This window comes from Bacillus sp. PK6-16, assembly GCF_056530295.1.
The window spans coordinates 135,001-159,861 of sequence record NZ_CP096511.1 but is presented as its reverse complement, the minus strand read 5'-3'; the positions used below and the strand labels follow the sequence as shown (position 1 = coordinate 159,861).

Here is a 24,861-nt window from a genome sequence, read left to right as displayed (position 1 = left end):
GCTTACTGCCCGTTAAAGCGGGATAAAGTGACACTTTAACCAGTACAAGATCCATCCTCTAAAGAAATTTATAATAACAGCCGTGCTACCCGTATCATTTGTAACACACTGAAGGTGAAAAGAATGCGAAGGAGGGAATTCACTAATGCTCTACTTATCTCTTTTGTTAATATCCGTTGCTCTTTGGATTACAATTGACCTTTCATACGGGAGACTTCTTCATTTAAAACGAGTAAGCTCTCGCACTTTCCCTTTACGTCAAAGTGATTTTCACCTTTATACATACGGGAAAGATTTGTATGACGCTTTATTTACTGATATAAAACAAGCACAGCATCACATTCATATTTTATTCTTCATTGTAAAAAACGATAAAATCAGTCGTGAATTTTTAAAATTGCTGATTGATAAGGCTCAGGAAGGAATTGAAGTACGACTTTTACTTGATCGATTTGGCAGCCATTCTTTATCAAACGAAGCTATTCGCTCCCTGCAAAAACATGGTGTATCTTTTTCATTTTGTCATAAGGTAAAATTTCCTCTGCCTTTCTTTTCTGCCAATCAACGAAATCATAGGAAAATTACAGTGATTGATGGGAAAACCGGCTATATCGGGGGATTTAATATCGGTGAAGAGTATCTAGGGCATAATGAATATTTAGGATTATGGCGAGACTACCATTTACGTCTTACAGGAGAAGGGGTTCAAGATTTACAAAAGCAATTTTTGCATGACTGGTTTGATGATACGAAACAAAATTTATTAGATGCTTCTCTTTATTTTCCAAAACAAAACCCAGGTACCATCCTGCATCAATTTATTCCGACTGATGGGGCTTATTTACAGCATACTTTTTTACATTTAATTAACGCGGCAAAAAAAGAAATCTGTATCGGTACACCATATTTCATTCCTGGAAAAAAAATTATGAATGCCTTATTAAAAGCAAGAGAAAGAGGGGTTCAAATCACAATTCTTGTTCCAGAAAAAGCTGATCACCCTCTTGTTCGAGAAGCCAAATTTCCGTACTGCCGAAAATTAATACAGGCTGGTTGCAATATTTATGCATTTCAACAAGGTTTTTTTCACGCCAAAATTATTATAGTAGACGATGATATTTGCGATATCGGAACAGCAAACTTTGATATGAGAAGTTTATATATTAACCATGAAATAAACTGCCTGTTATATAATAAGCATTTCATTCAAACAGTCAAAAAGAAATTCCATGAAGATCTAGAGAATGCATCTGTACTTTCCTATAGCGATGTAAACCCGCCTTCTCTTATCGATAGAGGAAAGGAATGGATTGGAACAATGTTTGCTTTCTTTTTATAGGAAAGACAATGAATAAAAGAGGTGTATCTCATATGCTTATACGGTTTGGATATGTCTCACATGCAATGGCACTCTGGGACTGTTCTCCTGCCAAAACAATGACGTTTACAAGCTTTAAGAAACTCAGCAAGCAAGAGCGAGAAGACAAACTGTACCATGTTATAAGGCAAAATTTAGAGCACACAATACGTATCCTTCATTACAATATAGCGCATGAAATCCCACTATATCGCCTATCGTCTTCCATCGTCCCACTTGCAACACATCCCGAAGTCGAGTTTGACTATATTGGGGTGTTCACACCACTTTGGGGTAAAATAGGGGCTTTAATTAAAGAACACAATTTACGAATAAGTTTTCATCCAAATCAATTTACGCTATTTACAAGCGACAAGCCACATATTACTACTAACGCTATTACGGATATGACTTATCATTATAAAATATTGGATGCTATAGGCATTGCAGATTCTTCTTACATTAATATTCATGTAGGTGGAGCCTATGGAAATAAAGAAAAGGCAATTGAGCGCTTCCATGAAAACATAAAAAAACTTCCTACACATATAAAAAAACAAATGACTCTTGAAAATGATGACAAAACCTATACAACCGCTGAAACTTTATCAATTTGCCAAAAAGAAAATATTCCATTTGTATTTGATTATCATCATCATATGGCCAATCTTTGCGAGGAACCACTAGAAGAGTTGCTTCCTGCAATTTTTGAAACTTGGTCACATACAAATATCTCTCCTAAAGTTCACATTTCCTCCCCGAGATCGGAAAAAGAATTTAGGGCTCATGCTGAATATATCGATTTAGAGTTTATTAAGCCTTTCTTACACATTGCAAAAAAACACAATCATAATTTCGATATTATGATTGAAAGTAAACAAAAAGACTTAGCATTATTCCAATTAATAGATGAACTTTCTGCTATAAGAGGAATTAAAAGAATAAGTGGTGCAATGTTACAGTGGTGAATTGTAACTTTGCACCATTTTTTCAAAAAAGTAATTTTTATAGTAAAAAACATCCTATTTTATATGCTATTATTTAAATTAGCATTCCCTCGAGATTCAACTTTATTGAAACGGAGTCATAATATGATTAATCAAAAAAAATATGTACAATTTGTCATAATATACATATCTATATTTGCTCTTTGGATACTCTTTATTCCAAATGAGTCGCATATAAAGGAAATTGGAATTCTTTTCTTATTCTGTTTCGCTGCACTTTTTTCTTGTCACTGTTTATATAAAGCTATTAAGAGAATGAAACGCAGTGATAAACTATTTTGGATTTTATTACTATGTACTTGCCTATGTGGATTAGTTATGGAGATAACCCTATTTCTTAGTTCACTTTCTATACATGATCAATCTATATTTTCATATAAAGCATTACCTTTTTTTATCATACAATATATTTTGCTCTTTGTTGGATTTGCTATAAAGTTTATAAAAAATTATTCTATTAAGAGGCTTTCTCAATTTTCATTCGATAGCATCTTTATTATTATTATGAACATTTATTTCACCTTAACTTTTATCTTAGACCTTTCAAGCTTCCGCATGTTAACAAAGGATACTTGGATTTTAATTGGGTATTTCATTGCACAATCATTAGTAATTTACGCCGTTATTAGCCTATATAGAAGAGAACAATATTCTTCTAGTAGAATTGCATTAATTATCGGTTTCACTATTATACTCGTATACGGTTATATTCATCTGTTTCAATTGAATTTTGGGATGAAAACTTCTGCTGAAATTAATTATTTAATACACACTGCTTCTATTTTATTAATTGGACTTTCTTCCATACTATATATTTTAGATAAACCAATGCAGCATGAAACGAAAACAAAATATTATCGATTCGATTATGTACGTTTTATACTACCTTATTTTAGTATAATTATTACTTTTTCTTTTATTATCATTCAACCTTGGGATGATAAATTCATGTTAATCGGTCTCGTATTATCACTTATTTTGTTATTCTTGCGGCAACTTTACATGTGGAAAGATAATCAAGCACTAATTCATACATATGAACAGTTGACTACACAACTAGAGGACGAAGTTGAAGAAGGTGCATTTGCATTATCAAAAAGTGAACAACGTTATAAATCTTTATTCGAGGACCATCCCGATGCTGTTTTCTCTTTAAATATGAATGGCATTTTTCAACAATCTAATAAGGCGTGCGAAAGCTTATTTACTGCCTATTATTGCGAAGTGGCAAGCTATTCTCTGGTACACTTCATTGATTCAAAAGACCACGAACTACTAAAGAAGGCTTTACAAATTACAAAGGAAGGTAGGCCACAAACGTTAGAAGTTCGTACAAAAGAACAAGAAGGCTATTATTATTATCTCCATATTACACTTATCCCTACTTTTATAAACAAAGAAGTGGTCGGAATGTTTGGGATAGCACGTGATATTACCACCTTATATGAAAAACAAAAACAAGTAGAACATTTAGCCTTTCACGATGCACTTACTGGATTACCAAATCGTCGAAAGTTCGAAAAAGATTTAAAAGCCATTTTAAATACAGCCCAAACTAACGCAAATGATGTCGCCGTCATATTCCTTGATTTAGATCGATTTAAAAAAATTAACGATAGACTTGGCCATGACGTTGGAGATTTATTATTAATTGAAGTAGCAAAAAGATTACGCGGTTGCTTGCGTTCAAAAGATATCGTCGCTCGCCAAGGTGGAGATGAGTTTACAATTCTATTACCAGAAATGTACTCAGAAAAAAGTGCAATTTTTATAGCTGAACAGATTTTAACTATTTTAAACAAACCATTCTTCATTCAAGGCGAAGAACTCTCTATTACACCAAGTATCGGAATTGCGATGTACCCTGATTATGGAACTGATGTAAATGAGTTAATGAAAAATGCTGATATGGCTATGTATCGTGCGAAAGCAAATGGAAAAAACAGATTTGTTTTCTTCTCAAAAGAAATGAGTATCGCTCAAAATGAAATTCAATTCTTAGAAGGTGAACTTTCAAAAGCATTACAACAAAATGAATTTTTCCTTGAATACCAGCCACAAGTAAGCACAAAAACAAAACAAATTATCGGTTTTGAAGCATTAATACGTTGGAAGCATCCAAAACTCGGTATCGTATCTCCTGCCCAATTTATCCCTCTAGCAGAGGAAACTGGTTTTATTATTGAACTTGGCAATTGGATTTTACGTACTGCTTGTTTAGAGGCAAAAAGATGGCATAATCAAGGTTTCTCTCACTTAAAAGTTGGTGTAAATCTATCTGTTGTTCAATTTAACCATGCAGATTTAATCCCAACTATTTCAAAGGTATTGGAAGAAACAGAACTGAAACCAGAAGCACTAGATATTGAAATTACGGAAAGCATCGCAATTAATCAAAATCAATCTGTAGTTGCAAAACTCGAACAACTTCAAAATCTCGGTATTCAAATTTCAATCGACGACTTTGGAACTGGTTATAGTTCTTTAGCTTATTTAACAAAATATCCAATCAACACATTAAAAATCGCTCGAGAGTTTATTTGTGGAATTACAACTAGCCCTTTAGAAGAAGCAATTGTCTCTTCCATTATTACACTATCAAAACAACTAAATTTAAAAGTGATTGCAGAAGGTGTAGAAACGGAAGAAGAATGGGAATTTTTACATAAACAAAATTGTGATCACATTCAAGGATTCTTTATTAGCAAACCTGTTTCTAGTAAAGACGTTTGGATGTTACTCCATAAAAAAACAACCGTCTAAGTAAGACGGTTGTTTTTTTTTAAAACTCAAAAGGCATATCTGAAGCTAATTGTACCTCTTGATCATCATGAGAAATTACTTGGCTTTTCTCTAAAGCTGTATCCGCTAATGAAATACCCCATGCCATTGCTAACGTTAATAGACTACCGATAAGTAGTTTCTTCATATTCCATCACCCACATTTTTTCTTTTAATATATCATGAAAATTTATCCATACATTATGCAATTATGCATATTTAGTTTTTGCGTTATTTTATTTCGTCATTTTTTTCATAAACTTTTCTTTATACGTATGCATTTCTAGTATATCAAAAAAGAAATAAGCTTTTTCATAAGCTTCTTCACTCTCTACCTCATCGTAGCCTAGCTTTTCTAAACATTCACCTTTTTGATAGTATAGCTGCCCAATCAATGCCATACTATTAATTCGACACGATATTTCAATAGCTTTATTTATTTGATAAAGAGCCTCTTCATATTGATTATCTAAGTATAATGTTTTCGCATAATTATGTCTTACCTTCACATCAAACTCTTTATTTTCAGGTAATGCCTCTAATTGCTTTAATATACCTTCAAATAACTCCATGCCCTTCTTAAAGTAACCATTTTCAGCATAAATATTTGCAATTGCATTCTCTATATAAAGATTTTGGTACACATCAATCCCAGTTAATTGTTGATTTAACAATTTTTTCAATTCTAAAATACAATATTCATAATCACTTTTCTTCAATACATACGCTGCTACATGATATTGCCATTGAAGAAATTGCTGAAACTCAGGATGATATTCTTCCTTTTTCAACTCATTCCATACTTTATTATAAATTTCTTTATATTTCTTTTGCTTACAAAGCATAATAATTTGATCTTTTAACTGCTTTTTCCTCTCAATATCGGAATAAATGAGTACCTCATAAAAATGAATAATGGGAACTTGTAACTTTGCTGCAATACCTTGCAATATATCCATACTTGGGTATACCGCACCCGATTCAATTCTGCTCACTTCCGATTGATGACATATGTTCTCGGATAACTGTTTTTGTGTTAATCCTCTCAACACTCTAATTTTCTTAATTTCACTTCCTAATTTCTCTGCGTGCATACTTACTCACCATCCCATTATAACAATCTAATTTGTTAAGTTGTCATACCACTACAATAATGTGAATTCGACAATTTTTGATATGAAATAATGCATAATATATATAAAATTCGGCAAATTTTTCATACAATTCATCTCACATACAATAATAGATTAGGAGTGTTATAGATGAATTATAGAAAACTTGCTAGTGCTTTCGTTACATTCGGTCTTCTTTGCCCTTTATCAACAGAAGCTATTCATGCTCAAGAATTAGACAAAAGTGCAGTCAAAGTTGAAATTGCTCAGCCTGGTTTAACAATCGGGAAATTAACACAACCTCAAAATGATACGAAAGAAAATATTGCTAAAAAGTATTTAAAAGGTGAGGTAAATGGGGCGAAAGCTCAACAAGAACAAGTCACTACTGAAAAAAATGTAGATTTCCAACCTACCAATAAAGAAACCAAAGAAAATCAAACCGAAGTTCGCCTTGCACAAACATATAAAAACTATAAAGTATATGGCCAAGATCTCATTGTAAAAGTAGATAAAAATGGAGTGATCACAACTGTTAGTGGTAAAGTTGTTCAAAATTTAAATCAACAACCTAATCTTACTATAACAAATTTTTTGTCGAAAAATGAAGTAAAATCTAAATTACGCGATATAGTTCAAATTCCAAGCGATGCAGTTGAGACTGAATTCTCTAGCGAAACCGTTGTTTATAAGAAAAAAGATGGCTATTATACATTTGCAACTGTTATTACATTTACTTATGAAAACAATGAACAAATTATAAACGGCAATGCTATCGTTGATTTAAAAACTGGCGAAGTACTTTTTCAAGAAAAATTCATTAAAAACAAAGAGAATAAGACTATAAATCAAGTAACATCACCTAGATTATCCCCTGCAAGTGAGCAAGGAACTGGGAAAAATGCACTTCAAGAAAACATCTCTTTCAATATTGCCAAAGGAAATGATGGAAAATTTTATTTAGCGGATTTATCACGCGGAAATGGTATTTATATTTATAATGCAAACTACGCCGATTCCCTTGGAGGATATAGTCAAGCTGGTTATCCAGGGACACTAATTTCAAGTAGTACTCCTAATTTTGCAGATAAAGAAGCCGCGGGCGCTATGAAGAACATGAGTGATATTTACGATTACTTTAAGAAAGAACATAATCTAAAAAGTTACGACAATAAAGATTCAAAAGTTGTTGCTAGTGTACACGGTTTTGATTCTACTGAAGTTAGTGATGGTGTAAAAGAAGACTATGTAAATGCATTTTGGCATCCCGCTTGGAACCAAATGGTATTTGGTGATGGTTTAGACGGAAAACTAACATCCGCTCTTGATGTAACAGCTCATGAATTTGGACATGCTGTATTCAGTGGCACGACGAAAAATAAAGTCGTGAGATATCCAAGCGCTGAAACATCTGCACTAAACGAGGGATTAGCGGATTTCTGGGGTACACAAATCGAATATTACGTAAAGAAAGATAAAGGAAACTGGATTATGGGCGATACATTAGGTGGCCTAACAATTCGTGATATCCCAAGGGAAATTGGTGACGGCGGTCATAAACTATATACAAATTTACAAGATTTCTATAACGATGGTAATAATCAAGAATCACACGTGAATTCTGGTATTATCAGTCACGTATTATATCAATTAGCTGAAGGTAAAACATATAACGGTATTGCTGTTCAAAAACAAGGAAATGAAAAAGTAAGTAAAGTTGTTATGCGTGCATTGCAAAATTATGCAACTTCCGCTGAAGACTTTGAATCACTTCAATCTCATATCGTACAAGCTGCAAAAGATTTATATGGCACTGCCGTATCAAATGAATTTGCAAAGGCATTTGAAGCACACGGTTACAAACCGTTACAAAAAGTAAATCAAGTAATAGAAGTACAATAATTATAAAAAGAAGGTTACCTCTCATAGGTAACCTTCTTTTTATATCCAACCCTTTTCTTCCGCAATTGTAATTGCCTCAATTCTATTTTTCGCATCAAGCTTCGCTAATACTTCAGAAATATAATTACGTACTGTACCCGGCGAAAGATAAAGTGCCTTCGCAATTTCGTTTGCCGTCTTTCCTTCTTTCGCAAGCAACAGTACTTCCTTTTCGCGATCTGACAACGGATTTTGCTCCTGCCATAAGCCAAACATTAAATCTTGGGAGACCTCTCGTTTCCCCTTCATTACATTACGAATTGCTGCCGCTAAATCTTCACTTGGGCTATCCTTTAATAAATAGCCGTGCACACCAGCTTTCATTGCTCTTTCAAAATATCCTGGCCGTGCAAATGTTGTTAAAATCATTACTTTGCATGATGATTTTTCTTTCTTTAAAGTCTCAGCGACATCCAATCCACTTTGAATCGGCATTTCAATATCCATAATACTTACATCTGGCTTTAACGATTCAATTAATTTTAACGCCTCTTCCCCGTTCGCAGCTTGCCCAATTACTTCGATATCATCTTCTAGATCAAGCAGGGCCCCTAATGCACCACGAAGCATCCGCTGGTCTTCTGCAATAATAATTCGAATCATGCCCTCACCTCATCTTTTCCTGTTCTAATAACAACTGGAACTTTTACCGTTAATAACGTCCCTGGATTGATTGTACCTAGTTCAACAAATCCATCAATAAGAGCAATTCGTTCTTTCATGCCGCGAATACCATTTCCATCATGATTTTGATCTGTTAAACCGATTCCGTTATCTTCTACTTTCAAAATCAGTTCACCTTGTGATTCTAATACAGAAACTGCGCACCGCGTTGCCTTACTATGTTTTACAACATTTGTAACGGCCTCACGTAAACACATCCCGACAATATTTTGTTCAATTGGTGATAACGAGCTCGATCTTGCTTCTTGCCTCACTTCTAATTCAATATTAGCTGCTTGTAAGATCGCTTTTATTTGCTCTAGCTCTTCTTCTACCGTAATCATACGCATATCAGAAATTAATTCTCTAAGCTGTTTTAAGGCGGTACGAGAAGTTTGTGTAATTTCCTTCGCTTCCGCACTTGCACGCTCTGGATTTTTCACAATTAACTTCTCAACGAGCTGGCTTTTTAAAGTAATAAGAGATAACGTATGCCCTAATGTGTCATGAAGATCTCTTGCAATTCGCTGCCGTTCTTCACGTTTTACTAAATCTTTAATTTGCTCGTTCGCCTCATCTAATTGATTTCTTAACATCTTTTTCTGATTAAAATTACGCATACCAAATGGCGTAAGAAGCATTAAGATAAACATCGGAACGATATTTACTAAACTTGTAGTTGTTAGTTGATTCATATTTACAAATAAAAATGCTCCAAGCATTATAACTAACGAGCATAACAGCACTCGAAATACTTTCTTATTTGGCGCAAATCCCATCGCACTTACTGTGAAAAAGCCAAAAAATATCATAAAAGGATTATAAAATAAAGCAAATAAAAAGATGAGTATCATTTGAATGCATGCCCATAAAATAAACGTCTTCTGAACAAAATATAGCTGACGGTATGTGATAATAAAAAGTATCAACATACTGCTTCCTAGCACAAGCTTCCATCCTGATGCTTGTGCTAAGTGATAAATTGGAAATAATAGATAAACAAACCACATGTACGGAAAAAATCCCATATGTTTCGGAAAAATCTCAATCCTCTTCTTCTCTATCATTTATACCGCTTCCTGTCTTTTTCTTATATATATTGATACTACAACAAATATAAGGAAATAACCTCCTAATACCGCGATATTTTCCCATCCAATTGATTTTCCAGCTACAATATCCCACGCACCACTTCCGAAATGGTATGTCGGTGTCCATTCACCAATCGTTCTTAATATTTTTGGGAATACTTCAATCGGCATCCACAACCCGCCAACTATAGCTAAACTCATATTTAAAATATTTGCTAAGCCAGCAGCTGCGTCCGCCTTCTTAATGGAACCTATTACTGTTCCTAACGCTAAAAATGGTGTTACCCCTAACAATAACCATAACCCCGCACCTATCCATTGCCCTACCGTTAACTCAACATGATTAATTAGTATCCCTGCAATAAAGATAACTAATATTGAAAAAGCATTTACTACTGTTTGAGCGATAATTTTTGCTGTTAAATATGCTCCCTCTGGAAGCGGTGTAATTTTTAGAAGATGTGTCCATCCTTGCCCTCTTTCCTGAGAAAGTCTCACACCGAAACTAAAGAGTGCAGTCCCTACAATACTGAAAGTTGCCATCGAAATTAAATATTGTGCTTTCCACGCATCTCCGTTTTGTGGTACTTGAACAACATTTGTGAAAATGTAGTAAAACATAACAGGCATTAATAATGAGAAAAAGATAAATAATTTATTGCGGAATGTACGTAAAATTTCTATTTTGCATTGCATCCATAACGCTCTCATGCGATTTCCTCCTTCTGATTTGCAACGAATTGTTCAAATGCCTCATCAAGACTTCCACGTTCAACTGAAACATCTGTTACAGGTAAACTCCTTTGATAAATGGCTTTTAAAGTTGCATCCGTATCCTCCGTTGTTAAAATGAAGCGTCCTTCGTTTGACTTTACTTCTGTTACATTTGGTAATTCCTTTAGTAATTTTGTAGGAATGCTTTCCTTTGAGTAAAATGTGATTGTTTTTCTCGAAATTGTTGCTTTCATTTCGTCTGGTGTACCATCTGCGATAATCTTTCCGTTCGCAAATAATAAGATACGATTTGCTAAAGCATCTGCTTCTTCTAAATAATGCGTCGTTAAAATAATCGTTTTCCCTTCACTTGCTAACTTTCGAATCGTTTCCCAAAACGTTCTTCGAGACGTAATATCCATTCCGACTGTCGGCTCATCTAAAAATAACAAATCTGGATTTCCCGCAAGTGCAAGCGCAAAGTTTAACCTTCTTTTTTGCCCACCTGATAACTTCTCACATCTTTGCTTTCGCTCTGATTCTAAATTTGATAACTGCAGTAACGTTTCTTTCGCTATAGGATTCGTATAATAACTACGGAATAACTCAATTGCCTCTTCCACCGTAATACTATCAATGACACTTACTTCTTGCAGCATCGCACCGAGGCTATTACGAACATCTCTATGCTTTGGACTCTTTCCAAATATAAAGACCTTACCTTCTGTTGGGTCCTTTAATCCAAGCATCATCGACATCGTCGTTGTTTTCCCCGCACCATTCGGACCAAGTAACGCTACTATTTCCCCTTTATTTACATGAAATGAAACATTATTTACTGCGTTTTTATGTTTAAATGTTTTAGAAACACCATTTACTTCAATAATCTTTTCCATCTCTCCACCCCCGCTGTTTCTTATATTTACATTGTATTACTTGGAAAACTTAGGAAACAGTATGATGCGTCATGACATCGATATGACAATTGTCATGTATTCTTTATGAGAGGAATCAACCCGCATACCGCAAGCGAGTAGCAGGACGAAAATAAACATGATACAATCGGATAAGATATATATTCGAGGAAGGACAGTGGTTTTCATGATTATTCGTAATGAACAAGATTTAGAAGGCTTACGAAAAATCGGCCGCATCGTTGCGCTTGCACGTGAAGAAATGAAAAAACAAGCGAAGCCAGGTATGACAACGAAAGAGCTTGATTTGATCGGTAAAAAAGTATTAGATGAGCATGGTGCTATTTCTGCACCTGAAAAAGAATATGATTTCCCAGGTGTAACTTGCATTAGTGTAAATGAGGAAGTTGCTCATGGTATTCCAGGAGATCGTGTATTAAAAGAAGGCGACTTAGTAAACGTCGATGTATCTGCTGCACTTGATGGCTATTATGCAGATACAGGCATTTCATTTGTTCTTGGAGAAGACGAGGCAAAAGAAAAACTTTGCCAAGCAGCAGTTGATGCATTTTGGGCAGCAATGAAAAAGGTTAGAGCTGGCTCAAAACAAAATCAAATTGGTCGTGCTGTTTCAAACTTCGCACATAAAAGTGGATACAATGTTATTCAAAACTTAACTGGTCACGGCATTGGTCTTAGCTTACATGAAGCACCAAATCACATTTTAAGTTACTATGATCCAATGGATAATGCGCTTCTAAAAGACGGTCTTGTTATCGCTGTAGAACCGTTCATCTCTATGAAAGCTGATCATATTATTGAACGTGGTGACGACGGTTGGACATTCGTTACACCTGATAAAAGTCTTGTTGCACAATGTGAACATACTGTTGTCGTAACACGCGGCGAGCCAATAATCTTAACAGAAATCTAATACCAAAAACGGCTGTTTTGTAGATTTATTCCACATAAAACAGCCGTTTTTATTTTTGGGAAAATATGTGAACCATTGTTGAACTCTTTATCATTTAAGTATATAATCTTTAGCGGAGGTTACTTAAGCTTATCTTTACTAAAAAGATATTGTAACTAAGGAGTAAAACACCTTCTTTCTTATTGTTTAAACAGGCTCAAAAATGACCGTAGTAACGTGTTAGTCGAATATTCTGTAATCCTTATATTTCTCTAACAATGTAAGAAACTATCACCTTTCAACTTCGGTCCACTAGTCGCACAACTCTCTTTAGACAAAATAAATGACTATTTTCAAAGTACATATTGTCTTCATTCTGACCAAAACCAACCCTATCTAGATTTTTATTTCCACATAACTTTAAGGCAAAAATAAGCCTTCACAAAGGGATACACTACCTTGGTTAGTATGTATCGTAAAACTTACCTTTATAACCATTCTTTTTTACTAGATATACATGAAAACTATCTCACATATAAAGGTCTGATATCATTATTTATATCAGTATTTTTTTCGACATTTTTTGTCGAATTGTGTATATTTCCATAGAACTGTGTAAATATACATTTTGTTTTACGTTAAATAATATTGCTTTGAACATAATTCTGTTTGTCTGAGAACGCGTATAGAAACGGAGGGATAACAAAAATAAATAGCTTATAACAAATACTTTTAATATTCCATTTGTTCATGTGGAATAAGTCCCCAATGGACAAATGAATGTTCAGAGGAGGAAAAATGAAAAAACTTTTTAATGTATGTTTAATTGTATTCGTACTATTTTCGCAACTTGCTAGTTTTCCATACAATCAAGTAAGAGCGGAAACCTTAACAGGAGATTCCTTATTTGACACTGTTGAAATGAAAGATGCAACGAATCATATTATTGACGAATCAAAAAATCCTAACAATTTAATAAAGATAGGATCAACCATTCAAGTAGAATACGCTTGGTCAATAAAAGATCAACAAGTTGCACACGCAAATGATACAGCAGTAGTTCAAATACCACTTGCATTAAAAGTATCTAAAGATTTGCAAGGGGATTTAGTAACAGATCAAAAAAATATTGGTCAATATTTTATAACAGCTAAAGATAATAAATTAAAATTAATATTTAATGATCAAGTAGAAAATTTGAAAGACGCTAAAGGAAAAATTAAAGTTGATACCGTGTTTAACTCAACTTTAAAACCTGGGGAAAAATCAGTTCAAATCGCTTTTCCTTTAGGAACAATGGTTCAGCCTATATCAGTTCCTGTTCAAGTAGAAAACTCTAAAGAAGATGGCACCAAACAGGATACTAATAAACAAGCGCAAGATCCAGTAGCTAAACCTGTTACTGACAATCCGGAGCAAGATCCAGCAACTAAAACTGTTACTGATAATCCGGAACAAAACCCAGCAGCTAAAACTGCCACTGATAATCCGGAACAAAACCCAGCAACTAAAACTGTTACCGATAATCCGGAACAAAACCCAGCAGCTAAAACTGCCACTGATAATCCGGAACAAAACCCAGCAGCTAAAATTGCTACTGACAATCCAGAACAAAAGCTATCAAGCGACCCTGCTGAGAATACAAATTCAGGTCCAAAGCAAATAACAACAAACATTTTAACCAGTGTAAAGTTGACGGATAAAGACGGAAAACCATTTACAGAGGATAACCGTCCAAGTACAGATTCCCCTGCCAATATTGAGTTTACATGGGAACTTTTAAAATCAATGAATGTGAAAAATGGAGATTACTATATTTTTGATCTTCCTAAACATTTTAAGATTTACAATACAATTAACAGTCCTTTATATGATAGTGAAAACCATCAAATTGGTAATTTTACTGTTACAAAAGATGGAAAAGTCACGATGACATTCAACGATTATGTTGAAGAGCATCCAGATGTTGCTGGTAACCTACAATTAAAGACAGAATTTAATAAAGCTGAAATTAAAGGTACAACAACACAAGAAATTCCTTTCCCGATTAAAGATAAGGATGTTTCTATTACAGTTGACTTTAAGCCTAATGTACAAACAGCTACGAATAAAAAGGGTTTACCTGATAGACCAATTAATACAAATGAAATTAATTGGAAAGTAGAGATGAACAAAACGAAAGACCCCCTTAAAAACGCTGTTTTTAAAGATAACATTCCACAAGGTACAAGCTTAAATAAAGATTCTATTAAAGTTTATTATTTAGAAGTTGATGTTAATGGGAATGTAATGCGTGGTGCAGAAGCTGAGCCAACTGATTACAATATTATTTCATCAGATGGCTCAAAATTGGAGATTGCTTTCAAAGATTCTATCAATAAAGCATATCAAATCGAATATGCCACAAAAATTACTGATGAAAATATTAAAAGTTTCCGAAATAACGTTACGATAACGAGTGATAATCAAAAGCAACAAAACGCAAGTTCTACTGTAACGGTTTCTCGTGGTACACACTTAAATAAAACAAGTAAATATGATCCAAAGACGCAAACAATTGAGTGGACAATTACTTACAATGGTGATCAAAGAGAGATCAAAAAAGCTGATGCGATTTTAAAAGATATTTTTGACGATACACACGAACTAGATGCAAATTCTATTGTTGTAAAAAACGCTTCATATAATGAAAAAGGAACGCTTGTAACAGGAGACGCTGTTAATAATTACACTGTAAATAACAAGAAGAATGGATTCGATTTACAGTTTAATGATGATATTAATAGTGCTTATGTGATTACCTATAAAACCAAGCCAACTAATAAAGTTATAGAAGATGGAAAAGTAAAAAATAAAGTTACAGCTGATAATGATTCAAGTAAAGAAAATGAAGCTAGTTTCAAGCAGCAAAATATTATTAAATCTAATAATAAAGCTGAAACAAATTATAAAGACAAAACAACAACTTGGACAATTATAGTAAATAATAACAACTATCCATTAAGCAACGCGATTATTACGGACACCTTTGATCATGGTGGATTACAATTAAAAGATAAGAAACTAGAAATTAAAGACGGAAATTATACCCTTCAAGCTGGGACTGACTATATTTTAGATGTAACAGATAAAGGCTTCAAAATTACTCTTATAGGTACGTATCAGTCTAATATGACAAAGACATTAGTCGTAAAATATACGACAGACTTTGATTATACAAAGCTAGAAAGTGGTAAAACTTCATTTAAAAATACAGGTAACCTTTCTTGGATAGATACGGATTCTAATCCACAATCAAATAAAGTTGAAGCTAATTTCGATCCTGATACTTTCACAAAGGCAAATGGTTATAAATACGGTTCTTATAACGCCCAAACGAAGGAAATTACTTGGATAATAGGCTTTAACTATAATAATGTTGAGATTAAAGATCCTTATGTTATAGACGTAATACAAGATAAACAAAAATTAGTGCCTGGATCCATTGAAGTGCGCGATATGATTCTAAATGGAAATCCTGATAATGCACAACCTGGTAATGCTGTACCAACTGAGAAATATGAACTTGAAGAACCTACAGAGAAAAATAAAAACACCCTAAAGGTTCATTTCAAACAATCAATTAATTCACCTTACTATATTATCTTTAAAACAAGCCTTGATGGTGAACTTATCCAAGGCACCTACAAAAACGAGGCAGATTTAAAAGATGGCTCTAAAATCGTAAACACCCTTACAGGTGACACTCAAGTAAATAAAGGTGGCAGCTTCGTTACTAAAAAAGCTGTGCAAGACGACAACTATATTAATTGGAGTATCGCAATTAACGAAAGCCAATCAACCATTGCAGATGCCGTTGTAACAGATGATCCAACCGAAAATCAGGTAATTGTGGAAGATTCATTCCACTTATATCCTACAACTGTAGATCCATATGGAAATTTAACAAAAGATACAGTAAACGAATTAAAAGAAGGAACAGACTATAAACTCAAAATAACAACAGACAATAATACCGGAAAGCAACATTTCGAAATTGCCTTCTTGAAAAAAATTGATCGAGCTTATATTTTAGAATATCGCTCACTTATTAATGCAGACGATAAAGAAAAAGTAAGTAATAAAGCGAAAATCACAGGCAATAAGTTGACAGTTAAAAACACAGAAACTACTGAAACGATTGAAGTGAGAATGTCTTCTGGTTCAGGCGGAGGATCTGCTACTAAAGGCCGTGGAAACCTTGAAATTATAAAGGTAGATAACGACAATAAGAACGCACTATTAGCTGGGGCAGAATTTACTTTATACGATCGTACAGGTAAAACTGTTATCCGTAAAATTACAACAGACAAAGACGGTATCGCTAAATTTAATAATTTAAAACGCGATAAATATTTATTAAAAGAAACAAAGGCTCCTGAAGGCTATGTAATTAGCTGGGATTTAAAACAAGGGAAAATTGTTGAACTTGGTACACAAGAGACTACAACATATAAACTTGCAAATAAGAAGTTTGTCGGTAAAGTAGTTTTAACAAAGTCTGATGACCTGAATAAAAACGTCACACTGCAAGGTGCCGTTTTCACACTACTTGATAAAGACAAAAAAATAATTTCAGAACACGAAAAATTAACAACAAATAATCAAGGACAAATTACTGTAGATAATTTAAAACCAGGAACTTACTACTTACAAGAAACAACTGCTCCTGAGCATTATAAATTAGACAGTACACCTATACAATTCACAATCAAAGAAGATCAAACAACAGTAATAAACCGAACTGCAACAAACAGTTTGATTCCAGGATCGGCCATTTTAACAAAATTCGATAAAGATGGAAAAACTTTAGCAGGTGCGGAGTTCAGTGTACGCGATCGATATAACAAAGTAATTCGTGGATATGAAAAATTAACGACAAATGATCAAGGACAAATCGAAGCAAAAGATTTACGCCCTGGAGACTATCAATTTGTCGAAGAAAAAGCACCTAAAGATTACGACATAGATAAAAAACCAATTGAGTTTACAATTATAAAAAGTCAAAAAAAAGCACTTACTGTTACAGCGACAAATCACCTCATTAAAGGTGGTGTCAATTTAACGAAAGTTGATGATATCGATGGCACTGCCCTTGAAGGTGCTGTATTTAAAATTGTCGATGCGAATGACGAGAAACAAGTAATTCGTGAAAATATAAAAACAGGTTCAGATGGAAAAGTTACCGTTAAAGATTTAGAGCCTGGTGCTTATAAATTTATCGAAACAGAAGCTCCTAAGGATTATACGTTAAGTACAAACCCTATCGAGTTTACAATTGATAAAAGCCAACAAGCTCTTGCTACTGTTACGGCAAATAACAGCTTAAAAACGGGCGAGGTTGAATTATTAAAAGTTGATGAGTTTGGTGAGAAAAAACCACTAGAAGGTGCTGTATTCAAACTTGTCGATACAAATAATAATGACGTTTCCCCTCACACTAACTTAACTACTGATAAACACGGTAAAGTTAAAGTTAGTAACCTACGTCCTGGTACGTATAAATTTATTGAAATAGCTGCTCCTGAACATTACGTTTTACGAGCAGAACCTATTGAATTTACAATCGATAGAAGTCAGAAAGAAACTCTACTTGTGAAAGCTGAAAATGCTTTAAAACCAGGAGATGTTGAATTAACAAAAGTTGATGATATCGATGGTACAGCTCTTGAAGGTGCTGTATTTAAAATTGTTGATGCAAATGATGAAAAGAAAGTTATTCGCGAAAATGTAAAAACTGGTGCGGATGGTAAAGCTATCGCTACTGGCTTACGCCCTGGCGATTATAAATTTATCGAAGTAACAGCACCGAAGTATTACGACAAAAATACAAAACCAATTAAATTTACGATTACAGAAAGTCAAACAACTCAGGCTACTGTTACCGCTAAAAACAGCTTAACAAAAGGCGGTATTGAGTTAACAAAAGTGAATGCTGCAGATGAAAAGGAAACACTTGAAGGTGCAGTATTTAAAATCGTTAATAGAGATACTAATGAAGATGTTCGTACGGACCTTGTTACGAATAGTAAAGGAATGCTAGTTGTAGATGACTTACGTCCTGGTAACTATAAGCTTATCGAAACAAAGGCTCCAACTTATTACGATGTAAATGTAGAACCAATTGAATTTACAATCGAAAAAGGACAACAAAAACTCCTTCCACTTACATTTAAAAATAGTTTAACGAAAGGAAAAGTTAAACTTATTAAAGAAGATGATGTGGAAAGTAGTAAAGCTCTTGCCGGCGCTGTATTCACATTGCAAGACGCAACTGGCAAAGAAATTATGAAAGATTTAACAACAGATGATCACGGAGTATTAGTTATTCCTGATTTAGCACCAGGGGATTATCAATTTATCGAAACAAAAGCCCCTGAACATTATAAATTAGACAAAACACCTATTAAGTTCACAATTAAAAAAGGTAGTAAGGAAGATCTTCCTATCCCTGTTACTGTAAAAAATAGTTTACTTACAGGTGGCGTCACTTTAACAAAAGTTGATGATGTTGATGGCACTACTCTTGAAGGTGCAGAATTTATAATCGTTGACGCTCATGATACTAAAAAGGTAATTCGCAAAGGTTTAACGACTGATAAAAACGGTAAAATTACTGCTTCTGATTTACGTCCTGGAGACTATCAATTTGTTGAAGTAAAAGCTCCAAAAGACTATAGCTTAAGCAAAGACTCTATTCCGTTTACTATCGAAAAAAGTCAAAAAGAGAATATTACTGTTACTGCTACTAACAGTTTAAAGAAAGGTGCAGTAACATTAACAAAAATTGATGACATCGATCGTACGATGCTCGAAGGTGCAATCTTTAAGATTGTTGATATGAATGGTAAGGAAGTTCATACGAATCTTGTTACAGATAAAAACGGTAAAATTTCTGTTTCTGATTTACGCCCTGGAGACTATCAGTTCATTGAAACAAAAGCTCCTGAGCACTATGTATTAGATGAAACAACGATTCCATTTACAATTGAAAGAAGTCAAACGAAAGAGATCAATGTTACAGGCAAAAATGCTTTGAAAAAAGGTAGTGTTGAACTAACAAAGATTGACGATATTGATATAAATACAAAACTTGCTAACGCCGTATTTAATTTATTAGATGCAGACGGGGAGCTAGTTGAAGAAGGCTTAAAAACAAATGATGAAGGTAAAATTGTTGTTGAAAATCTACGTCCTGGTACGTATCAATTCGTTGAAACAATTGCTCCTGAACATTACGATTTAGATAAAAAACCTATCGTATTTACAATTAAAAAGAGCCAAACTGAAACTCTTCATATCACTGCTACAAATGCTTTAACAAAGGGTGCAGTTAAACTTTCTAAAGTAGACGATGTTGATGGCACTGTTCTTAAAGATGCAGTATTTAAAATTGTTAATATGAACGGTGATGTAGTTCATAAAGACCTTGTTACAAATGAACAAGGAATAATCGAAATTAACGACCTACGTCCTGGTGATTACCAATTTATTGAAACCAAAGCTCCTAAGCATTACGTTTTAGATGAAACACCAATCAAATTCACTATTGAAAAAGGACAGAAGAAAGCTATTTCTTTAACTGCTAAAAATAGCTTAAAACAAGGTAGTATCGAATTACTTAAAGTTGATGATTTAAACACTCAAACAAAACTTGCCGATGCGGTATTTAATTTATTAGATCAAGATGGCAAAGTACTTAAAACAGATTTAAAAACAAACAGTGAAGGTAAAATCGTTATCGAAAACTTACGTCCTGGTACGTATCAATTCGTTGAAATAACGGCTCCTGAACACTATGATTTAGACCAAAAACCAATTATATTTACAATTGAAAAAAGCCAAAAAGATATTGCTACCGTTACTATGAAAAATAGTTTAACAAAAGGCGGCGTGGAACTTTCTAAAGTGGATGACGTCGATGGCACTACTCTTGAAGGCGCAGTATTTAAAATTGTGGATATGAATGGCACTGTAATTCGCAAAGATCTTATTACGAATCAACAAGGTAAAATTAGCGTTTCTGACCTACGTCCTGGTGATTATCAATTCATCGAGACAACGGCTCCGAAACACTATGATTTAAACAAAGAGCCAATTCCATTCACAATCACAAAGAGCCAAGCTGATCCTATCTCCGTTACAGCTACAAATAGCTTAACGAAAGGCGCTGTGGAACTTTCTAAAGTAGATGATGTAGAGGGTACTGCTCTTAAAGATGCGATATTTAAAATTACTGATATGAATGGTAACGACATTCGCACTGAGCTTACAACAAATGTACATGGAAAAATTTATGTTTCTGACTTACGTCCTGGGGACTATCAGTTTATTGAAACGAAGGCTCCTGAACACTATAAATTAGATAGTACACCTATTAAGTTTACAATTAAGAAAAGCCAAAAAGAAAAGTTCCAAGTTACTGCTACAAATAGCTTAACTGAGGGTTCTGTAGAATTAATAAAAGTAGATGATATAAATCCAGATACAAAACTTTCTGATGCAGTGTTTAACATCGTCGATGCGAAGGGTAAAATTGTTCGTTCTGATTTAACTACTGATAAAGATGGAAAGATTTCTGTTTCTGATTTACGTCCGGGAGATTATCAGTTCATTGAAACGAAAGCTCCGAAAGATTACGATTTAAATAAAACACCTATCGATTTCACTATCGAGAGAAGTCAACTAACTCACGTTTCTGTTACTGCTAAGAACGGCCTAACAAAAGGTGGCGTGGAGTTAACGAAAATTGACTCTGTAGATAAAAAAGAAATGCTAGAAGGTGCGGTATTTAAAATTACTGATATGAATGGTAACGACATTCGTACGAATTTAGTTACAAATAAAGATGGTAAAATCATCGCTAAAGACCTACAACCAGGAGACTATCAATTTATTGAAACGAAAGCTCCTAAACATTACGACTTAAATGAAGAACCAATTAAGTTCACAATCGAAAGAAGTCAAACAAAGCATGTCTTCGTTACAGCTATTAATAGCTTAACGAAAGGTAGTGTGGAGTTAATTAAAGTTGATGATGCCAAGCAAAACACAACACTTGAAGGTGCAGTATTTAAAATTGTTAATAAGGATGGACACGATGTTCGTACCGATTTAACTACTGATAAAAACGGCCGTTTAGTTGTGGATGAATTACCACCAGGAGACTATGAGTTTATTGAAACAAAAGCTCCTGAACACTATGACTTAAACGACACACCTATTAAGTTCACAGTTAAAAAAGGCCAAGAAAAAATCGCCTCTGTTACTGCTACTAACAGCTTAACTAAAGGCGCAGTTGAATTAACTAAAGTTGATGACATCGATGGTACTACTCTTGAAGGGGCTATCTTTAAAATTGTAGATATGGACGGCAAGGATGTTCGTTCTGATCTAACTACTGATAAAGATGGTAAGATTTCTGTTTCTGATTTACGTCCGGGAGATTATCAGTTCATTGAAACGAAAGCTCCTAAGCATTATGACTTAAATCAAAATCCTATCAAGTTTACTATTGAAAAGAGTCAAACTGCTAAAGCTTCTGTTACTGCTACGAATAGCTTAACGAAAGGTGCAGTTGAATTAATTAAAGTTGATGACATCGATGGCACTACTCTTAAAGGGGCTATCTTTAAAATTGTGGATATGAACGGCAAAGACGTTCGCACCGACTTAACTACTGATAAAGATGGTAAGATTTCTGTTTCTAATTTACGTCCAGGTGACTATCAGTTCATTGAAACGAAAGCTCCAACTGGCTATGATTTAAACGCTAAACCAATTCCTTTCACAATTACGAAAGGACAATCTCAGGTTACCTCTGTTACAGCCTTAAATAGTTTAACAGCAGGTTCAATTGAGTTAACTAAAGTTGATATTGATCACCATGGAACACTTGAAGGTGCCATTTTCAATATTTTAGACCAAGATGGAAAAGTTATCCGAGAAGGTTTAAAAACAGATCAACACGGAAAAGTAATCGTAAATGATTTGAAACCTGGTACTTATCAATTAGTAGAAACAAAGGCTCCTAAAGGCTATCAATTAGATGCATCACCAATAAACTTTACAATTGATAAAGCCCAAGCTACGCCACTACAAATTACAGTTACAAATAAAAAAATTGAATCTTCTTCAGGTGGAGATGACAAGCCAGTTACTCCTCCAAATAAAGAAGAAAACAAAGGCAATGAAATATCTGAGAAACACGAAAACGGAACTTCCGAAGAAACATCGAATAAAACAGATAACAAACAGCAAGATGATCGAAATACGGATAAACACCTTCCAAATACAGGTCATAAAGAAGACCCTACACAAACAGTAGGTATCCTTCTTCTACTAGCTGGATTATTAAGTATTTTGGCTACAAAACGCAAAAAAAATTATTAATAATTTTTTCACATCCAATCAATCTCTCAATTGATTGGATGTTTTTTTATACAAAAAGGACGATACATAAAGTATCGTCCTTTTAACGGGGTGAGGCTGCCCAAAAGTACGGAAAACCTTTGAACAGCCTCTTATTTTCATATGGATGCCTTACATATATCACTGATAATAATTATGAAATGCGGAAACATAATTACCATCAACTGATTCAAACATGAGAAATGAAACCCTACAGTGATTCCATTCCTCTACATAATCTAAAGTTTGGGTACACTAGATTCATGCAATGTAGGAGCTTTCAGAGTAGAAAGCGAACCTTCGTTTAAAATGATAGCATACATATCTCCCTCAAAAATATGCAAATATGCATATATCGTTTTTATTTCTCAATGTCGGAATATTGAAAAATAAAAGGTGCAAAGGTAAAATAAAGTCATTATCCGTCTTCTTTTGTCAGTCAGAGAGAATAGAAGAATAGGAGAGGAAAAAATGAGAAAATCATTGAAACAAAAAATAGTAAGCTCTTTGCTTGCTGTATCACTCGCTGTTAGCTTAGCTCCAATTGGGCAAGCAAAAGCGGATTCCACGTCAGAGGTTACACAAACTCCATCTATTACAAAACAGATTGATCCAAACCGCGCAATTGAACATGTTCGTTTCTTATCTGAAACAATTGGTCCTCGCCCCGGTGGAACAAAATCCGAAGAATGGGCTTCTCGTTACATTGGTATGCAGCTTAAATCAATGGGCTATGACGTAGAATATCAACCATTTCAGGTGCCCGATCAATACGTTGGATTCATTGAATCACCACTATCAACAAAACGTAATTGGCAAGCTGGTGCTGCTCCTAATGCACTCATTTCTACAGAAGCTGTTACAGCTCCCCTTATCTTTGTTCAAGGTGGGACAAAATTAGAAGATATTCCAAATGAAGTAAACGGTAAAATTGTTTTATTTGAAAGAGGAACGACAGTTACAGACTATAATAAACAAGTTGAAAATGCTGTTAGCAAAGGTGCAAAAGGTGTTCTTTTATACAGTTTAATTGGCGGACGCGGAAATTATGGACAAACCTTCAATCCCCGCCTAACGAAAAAGCAATCTATCCCTGTCTTTGGTCTTGCTTATGCGCAAGGAAATGCATTTAAAGAAGAAATCGCTAAAAAAGGGACAACAATTCTTTCCCTAAAAGCGAGACATGAATCTAAATTAACATCTCTAAATGTTATCGCCAAAAAGAAACCAAAAAAGAGTACAGGTAATGAAAAAGCAGTCGTTGTAAGCTCGCACTATGATAGTGTTGTCGGAGCACCTGGCGCAAATGATAATGCTTCTGGAACTGGATTAGTATTAGAACTAGCTCGTGCTTTTCAAAATGTAGAAACTGATAAAGAAATTCGCTTTATTACCTTTGGTTCTGAAGAGACTGGATTACTTGGTTCGGATTATTACGTGAATAGTCTATCCCAAAAAGAACGCGACCGTATTTTAGGTGTCTTTAACGCCGACATGGTTGCAACAAATTATGATAAAGCAAAGAATTTATACGCTATGACACCTGATGGCTCTACAAACTTTGTAACAGACGCTGCCTTGCAAGCAGGTAAACAACTAAATAATGACCTCGTCCTACAAGGTAAATTCGGTTCTAGTGATCATGTTCCATTTGCTGAAGCTGGTATTCCTGCTGCTCTATTCATTTGGATGGGTGTCGATAGTTGGAATCCATTAATCTATCATATTGAGAAGGTATACCATACACCTCAAGATAACGTATTAGAAAACATTTCACCTGAACGAATGAGAATGGCATTAGACGTTATCGGAACAGGAGTTTATAACTCGCTTCAAAAACCTGTTCCTCAAACTGAACAGAAAGCTGCTTAATCATTTAAAAGACCACTGATTTTATCAGTGGTCTTTTATTGAGAAAA

At 34.3% G+C, this 24,861-nt stretch carries 13 protein-coding genes; 7 read left to right on the top strand and 6 right to left on the bottom strand.

All coding sequences use genetic code 11. The annotated features are described in order from the left end of the window. Positions 1-145 precede the first annotated feature (145 nt). The 3 genes from cls to M1D66_RS00715 all read left to right on the top strand — a co-directional run bounded on the left by cls (position 146) and on the right by M1D66_RS00715 (position 5,127). A complete protein-coding gene (gene cls, locus M1D66_RS00725; RefSeq protein WP_000966423.1) occupies positions 146-1,339 on the top strand; it encodes a cardiolipin synthase in 1,194 nt (397 codons plus the stop codon). A gap of 32 nt (positions 1,340-1,371) precedes the next feature. Continuing rightward, a complete protein-coding gene (gene uvsE / locus M1D66_RS00720; protein ID WP_242555036.1) occupies positions 1,372-2,325 on the top strand; it encodes a UV DNA damage repair endonuclease UvsE in 954 nt (317 codons plus the stop codon). Positions 2,326-2,448: 123 nt separating this feature from the next. Next, a complete protein-coding gene (locus M1D66_RS00715) occupies positions 2,449-5,127 on the top strand; it encodes a DUF4084 domain-containing protein (RefSeq protein ID WP_242554918.1) in 2,679 nt (892 codons plus the stop codon). Between the two features lie 19 nt (positions 5,128-5,146). Here the strand turns inward: M1D66_RS00715 and M1D66_RS00710 are convergent, their stop codons facing one another. Beyond that, positions 5,147-5,293 carry a quorum-sensing peptide PapR gene (locus M1D66_RS00710; protein WP_000734722.1) on the bottom strand — a complete coding sequence of 49 codons (147 nt, stop codon included), beginning with the start codon at positions 5,291-5,293 and terminating at the stop codon, positions 5,147-5,149. Between the two features lie 88 nt (positions 5,294-5,381). Continuing rightward, positions 5,382-6,239: a helix-turn-helix domain-containing protein gene (locus tag M1D66_RS00705; protein ID WP_000542908.1), complete on the bottom strand. Its 858-nt coding sequence runs from the start codon at positions 6,237-6,239 to the stop codon at positions 5,382-5,384. 168 nt (positions 6,240-6,407) lie between these two features. Here M1D66_RS00705 and M1D66_RS00700 point away from each other — a divergent pair, with 168 nt between their 5' ends. Continuing rightward, positions 6,408-8,159 (top strand): M4 family metallopeptidase, encoded by a 1,752-nt coding sequence (locus M1D66_RS00700; protein WP_086385609.1) that lies wholly within the window; start codon positions 6,408-6,410, stop codon positions 8,157-8,159. Positions 8,160-8,198: 39 nt separating this feature from the next. Here the strand turns inward: M1D66_RS00700 and M1D66_RS00695 are convergent, their stop codons facing one another. Genes M1D66_RS00695 through M1D66_RS00680 form a run of 4 tightly spaced genes read right to left on the bottom strand, consistent with a single transcriptional unit; the run spans position 8,199 to position 11,562 of the window. Then, positions 8,199-8,801: a response regulator transcription factor gene (locus M1D66_RS00695; protein ID WP_000619259.1), complete on the bottom strand. Its 603-nt coding sequence runs from the start codon at positions 8,799-8,801 to the stop codon at positions 8,199-8,201. Next, positions 8,798-9,928 carry a sensor histidine kinase gene (locus M1D66_RS00690; protein WP_242554917.1) on the bottom strand — a complete coding sequence of 377 codons (1,131 nt, stop codon included), beginning with the start codon at positions 9,926-9,928 and terminating at the stop codon, positions 8,798-8,800. The genes M1D66_RS00695 and M1D66_RS00690 overlap by 4 nt, the downstream gene beginning before the upstream one ends. Then, entirely contained in the window at positions 9,929-10,663 is a 735-nt protein-coding gene (locus tag M1D66_RS00685; RefSeq protein WP_144596774.1) for an ABC transporter permease, read from the bottom strand. It abuts the gene before it with no gap. After that, entirely contained in the window at positions 10,660-11,562 is a 903-nt protein-coding gene (locus tag M1D66_RS00680; RefSeq protein ID WP_000411129.1) for an ABC transporter ATP-binding protein, read from the bottom strand. Before M1D66_RS00680 ends, M1D66_RS00685 begins: the two co-directional genes overlap by 4 nt. A 157-nt stretch (positions 11,563-11,719) precedes the next feature. On the opposite strand from M1D66_RS00680, the gene map reads away from it, so the two are divergent. The 3 genes from map to M1D66_RS00665 all read left to right on the top strand — a co-directional run bounded on the left by map (position 11,720) and on the right by M1D66_RS00665 (position 24,814). After that, on the top strand, positions 11,720-12,514 hold the full coding sequence (gene map / locus M1D66_RS00675) for a type I methionyl aminopeptidase (RefSeq protein ID WP_003313889.1): 795 nt from the start codon (positions 11,720-11,722) through the stop codon (positions 12,512-12,514). 777 nt (positions 12,515-13,291) lie between these two features. Further along, positions 13,292-22,924: a SpaA isopeptide-forming pilin-related protein gene (locus tag M1D66_RS00670; protein ID WP_242554916.1), complete on the top strand. Its 9,633-nt coding sequence runs from the start codon at positions 13,292-13,294 to the stop codon at positions 22,922-22,924. A gap of 489 nt (positions 22,925-23,413) precedes the next feature. Further along, positions 23,414-24,814 carry a M28 family metallopeptidase gene (locus tag M1D66_RS00665; RefSeq protein ID WP_001232218.1) on the top strand — a complete coding sequence of 467 codons (1,401 nt, stop codon included), beginning with the start codon at positions 23,414-23,416 and terminating at the stop codon, positions 24,812-24,814. Positions 24,815-24,861 lie beyond the last annotated feature (47 nt).

Excerpts from the sequence above, each read along its gene's own strand:
- M1D66_RS00715 (WP_242554918.1), top strand. The coding sequence starts at position 2,449 with ATGATTAATCAAAAAAAATATGTACAATTTGTCATAATATACATATCT.
- M1D66_RS00685 (WP_144596774.1), bottom strand. The coding sequence starts at position 10,663 with ATGAGAGCGTTATGGATGCAATGCAAAATAGAAATTTTACGTACATTC.
- M1D66_RS00695 (WP_000619259.1), bottom strand. The coding sequence starts at position 8,801 with ATGATTCGAATTATTATTGCAGAAGACCAGCGGATGCTTCGTGGTGCA.
- M1D66_RS00705 (WP_000542908.1), bottom strand. The coding sequence starts at position 6,239 with ATGCACGCAGAGAAATTAGGAAGTGAAATTAAGAAAATTAGAGTGTTG.
- M1D66_RS00670 (WP_242554916.1), top strand. The coding sequence starts at position 13,292 with ATGAAAAAACTTTTTAATGTATGTTTAATTGTATTCGTACTATTTTCG.
- map (WP_003313889.1), top strand. The coding sequence starts at position 11,720 with ATGATACAATCGGATAAGATATATATTCGAGGAAGGACAGTGGTTTTC.
- M1D66_RS00680 (WP_000411129.1), bottom strand. The coding sequence starts at position 11,562 with ATGGAAAAGATTATTGAAGTAAATGGTGTTTCTAAAACATTTAAACAT.
- M1D66_RS00700 (WP_086385609.1), top strand. The coding sequence starts at position 6,408 with ATGAATTATAGAAAACTTGCTAGTGCTTTCGTTACATTCGGTCTTCTT.
- uvsE (WP_242555036.1), top strand. The coding sequence starts at position 1,372 with ATGCTTATACGGTTTGGATATGTCTCACATGCAATGGCACTCTGGGAC.
- cls (WP_000966423.1), top strand. The coding sequence starts at position 146 with ATGCTCTACTTATCTCTTTTGTTAATATCCGTTGCTCTTTGGATTACA.
- M1D66_RS00710 (WP_000734722.1), bottom strand. The coding sequence starts at position 5,293 with ATGAAGAAACTACTTATCGGTAGTCTATTAACGTTAGCAATGGCATGG.
- M1D66_RS00665 (WP_001232218.1), top strand. The coding sequence starts at position 23,414 with ATGAGAAAATCATTGAAACAAAAAATAGTAAGCTCTTTGCTTGCTGTA.
- M1D66_RS00690 (WP_242554917.1), bottom strand. The coding sequence starts at position 9,928 with ATGATAGAGAAGAAGAGGATTGAGATTTTTCCGAAACATATGGGATTT.